We start from the raw sequence: 5,116 nt of genomic DNA on the forward strand, positions 1-5,116 counted from the left end.
GGTGTTGACGTTGGCGTCGGGGTTGGCGTCGGAGTCGGCGATGCGGTGGGCGCGGGCTTCGACGTCCCCGGGTTCGATTCCGCCGGTGCGGCCGACACCGTGAACGTCACGTCCGTCTCGTGCCGACCCGTGGCGTCGTCCCAGCGGACGTTGACGGTGTGCGCGCCCGTCGTCGTGCGGACCGGCCACGTATAGGGCGCCGTCGCGTCCTGCCCGAGATACGAGCCGTCGAGCCGGAACTTGACCTTCACGCCCGCAGGCGCGGCCACGGCCACGTCGAAGACGCCGCCGACGCGGGTCGACCCTGCGAGAGCCACACCGTCCACGGTCACGTCGGGGGCGGTCAGCGCCGACGCCGCGGTGGGCGACATCGCTCCTGCCCCGACGGCGACCGCGGCGGCGATGGCGAGACGGGCGGTTCTCTCGATCCTGCTGTGCGGGTACTTCACGGTCGCTCCCTTTTCGTCCGTCGTTGCGACGACTCAGTCGCCGCAGGGGATTGTCAACCCCCTCGCGCGCAGATTTAAACAGGGTGTAGGGCGCACATCCATGGCTCGGACACCTCGCGCATCCGTCGTCCTGGGAGCGAACACGCGTCGAGGACGGATGCCGCGACCCCGCGCGTCGTCGACGGCGGGGTCGCGGGGCATCCGGGATTACGGTGCTCTTCCCTCGGGGTGGGCACCCCGCGCGGCTTCTCCGGGTCGAGCCGCGCGGGGGTGTTCACCCGACCGTGCCCCGCGAGAAGACGAAGTACACCGCGAAGATCCAGGCGAAGAGTTCGTCCGAGGAGGTAGGCGAGAAGGTGTAAGCACAACCCGCGTCAGCACATCCGAAGAGGCGGAAGTAAAAGGGCATCGGGTGTATTCTTATTTCACCATGGCAATCAAACACATCACGCATCTGGTCGACGATCTTGACGGAACCGTCCTCGAAGAGGGCGACGGAAAGCAGATCACTTTCTCGATCGAGGGGCGTTCCTACGAGATCGATCTCTCCGACCGGAATGCCGACAAGTTCTATGCCGCCGTCGCGCCGTTCGTGGATGCCGCGCGTCCGGTCGGTCGTTCCACCTCGGCGCCGCGTCGCCCGCGTTCGTCGCGCCGATCGAGCGATATCGATCTCGCCGCGGTGCGTGAATGGGCACGTGCCAACGGGCACACCGTGAGCGACCGGGGCCGCGTTCCGGCTTCCGTGCTCGAGGCATACGGCACCGCAAACTCCTGAGCCGATGATTCCGCTGTCGAGCGACGGCAGAAAGACCGTGAATTCCGGCGCGGTGACGCAGTTCGCCGTCCTCGACGCCCTCATGGGCGGAATGTACACCGCCGGAATCCCGGTTTCCGAGGTGCACAGCTGGGGCGACACCGGAATCGGGTGCTGCGATCGTCTCGGTGGAGAGGTCCTCCTCGTCGACGGCGAGGCATTCGAATGCACAGTGGATGCCGCGCCGCGGCTTCTGCGCGAGGACGAGACTTTGCCGTTCGTCGACGTCTGCTCTTTCGGGAAGCGCGAGGGCGAGCATCTCGAGGGGCTGGATCTCGGCGGGTTGACCGCTGCTGTCGAGGGCCGGCTCGTCAGCCGCAACCTGTTCCATGCGGTTCGGGTCGACGGTGTCGTGCGTCGCGTGCGCACGCGCGTCACCGCGCGCCAAGAGGCCCCTTTCCGTCCCTTGGCCGACGTCGCCGCCGAGCAGGTGGAGACCGTGACTCACGATCGGTCCGGAGTGATCGTCGGCTTTTGGATGCCCCGGATCTATCAGGGCATATCGGTGGCGGGATTGCACGTGCACTTCCTCAGCGAGGATCGTCTGATCGGCGGGCACGTTCTCGATGTCGACATCGACCGGGCCGTCCTGCGCGTCTCGGCCTTCGCGCAGTTCTCATTACGGCTTCCGCTCGATGAAGAGTTTTTGGCGACGGAACTCACGCACGGTGAGGATCATCGCATCACGGCGATCGAAGGCGGCGCGCCTGGTTCACGCCAGAATGATTGATGACGGCTCGGTGGGGTTATATCCCGGGTGAACTCGCCTGCTTCTCACTGAATTTATCCAAGGTGGGGTCATAGGATCAGCCACATGGCGAAAAAGCAGATTACGCAGCTCATCGACGATCTCGACGGCGCTGTCATCGACGGGGGGACGACGATTCACTTCTCGCTCGAGGGGCGCGCATACGAGATCGACCTTTCTGACGAGAACGCGAAGAAGCTCCGCGACGCGTTCGAACCCTTCATCTCTTCGGCACGGCCGCTCGGTTCCGTGCCGGCGAATGCGCGTCGCGCGACCAAGTCGCGCACCGGTTCGTCGCGCGATCTCGGCGACGTGCGCGCATGGGCGGAAGAGAACGGTTACTCCATCAATTCCCGCGGGCGAATCTCGGCGAACGTGCTCGAAGCGTACGACGCCGCTCACTGACGCACGAAAAGAACCCCGGATGCCATTCGCATGGCATCCGGGGTTCTTCGTCGTTCAGACGAGGGCGGTCGATCCCGCGCCCACCCGCAGACGGTCCGCGGCGAGTCCCTCCGCGGCGGCGAGGGGAGTGACGCCGCGCGTCTCCGCCTCGTCGAACACGCGGCGAACGGTGTCGCCGATTCCGGCGACGCGACTCATGATCGTCTCGCGCGAGCCGCTCTGCTTGGCCTCGAGGTCGAGGTAGATCACGCCACCGGCATTCACCACGAAGTCGGGCGCGTAGAGCACGCCGCGTGCGGCGAGACGGTCGGCGCCGGAGCGATCCGCGAGCGGGTTGTTCGCCGGCCCGCACACGGCGCGAGCGTCGAGGGCGTCGATGACCTCGTCGGTGAGCACGCCGCCGATACCGGCCGGAACGAACAGGTCGGCCGGGATCAGGTGCGCTTCGCCCGGCTCGACCCACGCGGCGCCCAGAGTGGCGGCGAGACCACGCTTGGCGGGGTTGACGTCGGTGACGGTGAGAATGGCGCCTTCGGAGGCGAGACGTTCGGCCAGGCGACCGCCCACCTGTCCCAGGCCGGCGACGGTGATGCGGCGTCCGCGGACGTCGCCCGAACCGACGGCCCGCTCGAGCGTGGCCACGAGCGACGCGTAGACGCCCAGGCTCGTGGGGCCGGCCGGCTCGCCGGAGCCGCCCACGGCGTCGGGGAGGCCGACGACGTGGGCCGTCCGCTCGCTCACCACGAGCATGTCGTCGGTGGTGGAACCCACGTCCTCGGCCGTCCGGTAGAGGCCACCGAGGCTCTCGACCGCGTCACCGAGGTCGAGGAACGCGGCGCGGCGCCGATCGGGTTCGAGGACCGTGCCCTCGGGGAGGCCGATGACCGACTTGCCGCCGCCGGCGTCGAGCCCCGCGGCGGCGTTCTTGAGGGTCATCGCCGCAGACAGCCGCAGGGCATCGCCGAGGGCGTCGCTCCAGTGCGGGTAGGTCCACAGGCGCGCGCCGCCGAGGGCGGAGCCCAGCACCGAGGAGTGCAGGGCGACGGCGATGAACAGGCCGCTCCGGCGTCCCGTCACCACCTCCACGCGTTCGTGGGCGAAATCGGGCAGGGGGAGGGCGTGGGTCATCGCGGTCCTTTTCGTCGGCCGCCTTGTGGGCGGCACTGTCGCGGATGCCGCGGCTTTGCGGCATCCGTCTTCCATTCTGACGCGTCGAGCGACGCGGGGCGAGCGCTTAGGCTGGCGCGATGAGCGAGTCCCTTCCCGCCCGCAGCCGTCTCGTCGCCGCCGCGCTGGAGCGCGCGGGGATCGCGGGCGAGATCGTCGTGCTCCCCGACGCGGCGCACACGGCCGCCCTCGCCGCCGCGGCGCTCGGGATCGAGGTCGGGGCGATCGCGAACAGTCTGGTCTTCTGGAGCGACGACGAACCGCTCCTGGTGATGACCAGCGGCGCGCACCGGGTCGACACGGCGGAGCTGGCCGCGCGGCTGGGGCGGGGCGGCATCCGTCGGGCCACGCCCGATCAGGTGCTCGCGGCGACGGGGCAGCCCATCGGCGGTGTCGCGCCGACGGGGCACCCCGCGCCGCTGGCGACCATCGTCGACGAGGACCTCGCGGGGTTCGACGAGATCTGGGCCGCCGGTGGGACGCCGCACACCGTCTTCCCCCTGACCTTCGACGAACTGGTGCGCCTCACCGGCGGCACGGTGGCGAAGGTCGGCTGAGCGTCCCCGCACCCGACCGGGCGGTGCGGGCCCGCCGCCTCAGGACAGGGCCGTGAGGCACACGACCGCCGCAGCGGCGGACCACGCCTGGGGGCGGCACGCCGCGGGATACGGCGTGGGTGCCGAGGATGCCGCGCGCGGGTCGCCGGAGTGCAGTTCGGGCACGCGGTACGCGAAGCCCTCGGCGGCGTCGAGGAGCTCGGCCACGACGGCGCGGGCGTCCTCGGTCAGGCCCGCCCGCAGCATCCCGTGCACGGCGATCGCGGTGTCGTGCACCCAGACGCTGCCCCCGTGGTACGACAGCGGCCAATAGCCGGCGGCGCCGGTGGACATCGTGCGGATGCCGTAGCCGCTCGACATCGACTCCCCGCGCAGCAGGGCTGCGACGTGCGCTTCGTCCGCGGCATCCAGGATGCCCGTGCCCAGAAGATGACCGATGTTGCTCGTGAGGGTGTCGACCGGCCGCTTCTCGCGGTCCAGCGCGACGGCCGGGTAGCGGCCCTCGGGCGTCTCGATCCAGTAGGCGGACGCGAAGCGCTCCCTCAGATCGGCCGCCCATCCGCGCCAGAACGTCGCGTCCGCGGCATCCCGGTCGTCGCCGAACGCGTCCAGCAGGTCGGCGCCGGCGAGGGCGGCCTCGTACGCGTACCCCTGCACCTCGCACAGCGCGATCGGTCCGTCGGCGAGGGTGCCGTCGCGCCACTGGATGGAGTCGCCGGAGTCCTTCCAGCCCTGGTTCGCCAGCCCGGTGCCGAGCCGGTCGATGTAGTCGAGGAAACCGTCGCCGTCGCTGTCGCCGCTCTCGCGGATCCAGCCGAGCGCCGCGCGCAGCGCCGGCAGCAGCGCGCGCACCTCGTCGGCGGGGAGGCCCGCGCGGTGGGCGTCGGCGAGCAGGCAGATCCACAGGGGAGTGGAATCGACGCTGCCGTAGTACCGCGGCGGGAGCGAGATCCCTGCGCCGGGGATCTCCAGC

Annotated in this window: 8 protein-coding genes; 4 read left to right on the forward strand and 4 right to left on the reverse strand. The window is 70.0% G+C overall.

From position 1 onward, the window contains the following. Positions 1 to 449 (reverse strand): Ig-like domain-containing protein (locus tag LQV45_RS17260; RefSeq protein WP_374208236.1); only part of this gene is annotated, 449 nt, incomplete at its 3' end. Between the two features lie 274 nt (positions 450 to 723). Continuing rightward, positions 724 to 858, reverse strand: coding sequence for a hypothetical protein (locus LQV45_RS35695; protein WP_290370265.1), 135 nt, complete (start codon positions 856 to 858; stop codon positions 724 to 726). Between the two features lie 21 nt (positions 859 to 879). Between LQV45_RS35695 and LQV45_RS17265 the strand changes: the two genes are divergently transcribed. The 3 genes from LQV45_RS17265 (at position 880) to LQV45_RS17275 (ending at position 2,419) form a co-directional block, all read left to right on the forward strand. Then, the gene (locus LQV45_RS17265) at positions 880 to 1,227 is read left to right on the forward strand and encodes an Lsr2 family protein (protein WP_230008080.1); all 348 of its coding nucleotides are present in this window, start codon (positions 880 to 882) and stop codon (positions 1,225 to 1,227) included. 4 nt (positions 1,228 to 1,231) lie between these two features. Then, positions 1,232 to 1,996 (forward strand): acetolactate decarboxylase, encoded by a 765-nt coding sequence (locus LQV45_RS17270; RefSeq protein ID WP_230008081.1) that lies wholly within the window; start codon positions 1,232 to 1,234, stop codon positions 1,994 to 1,996. Positions 1,997 to 2,080: 84 nt separating this feature from the next. Beyond that, positions 2,081 to 2,419 carry an Lsr2 family protein gene (locus LQV45_RS17275; protein ID WP_230008082.1) on the forward strand — a complete coding sequence of 113 codons (339 nt, stop codon included), beginning with the start codon at positions 2,081 to 2,083 and terminating at the stop codon, positions 2,417 to 2,419. A 54-nt stretch (positions 2,420 to 2,473) separates the two neighbouring features. On the opposite strand, the gene LQV45_RS17280 is transcribed toward LQV45_RS17275, so the two are convergent. Next, positions 2,474 to 3,547 (reverse strand): Glu/Leu/Phe/Val dehydrogenase family protein, encoded by a 1,074-nt coding sequence (locus LQV45_RS17280; protein WP_230008083.1) that lies wholly within the window; start codon positions 3,545 to 3,547, stop codon positions 2,474 to 2,476. A gap of 119 nt (positions 3,548 to 3,666) precedes the next feature. Here LQV45_RS17280 and LQV45_RS17285 point away from each other — a divergent pair, with 119 nt between their 5' ends. Continuing rightward, positions 3,667 to 4,143 carry a YbaK/EbsC family protein gene (locus tag LQV45_RS17285; protein WP_230008084.1) on the forward strand — a complete coding sequence of 159 codons (477 nt, stop codon included), beginning with the start codon at positions 3,667 to 3,669 and terminating at the stop codon, positions 4,141 to 4,143. Positions 4,144 to 4,182: 39 nt separating this feature from the next. On the opposite strand, the gene LQV45_RS17290 is transcribed toward LQV45_RS17285, so the two are convergent. Beyond that, positions 4,183 to 5,116, reverse strand: a 934-nt coding sequence (locus tag LQV45_RS17290; RefSeq protein WP_374208237.1) for an amylo-alpha-1,6-glucosidase, incomplete at its 5' end; no start/stop codon positions are given.

The sequence above is a fragment of the Microbacterium sp. Bi128 genome, from assembly GCF_918698205.1.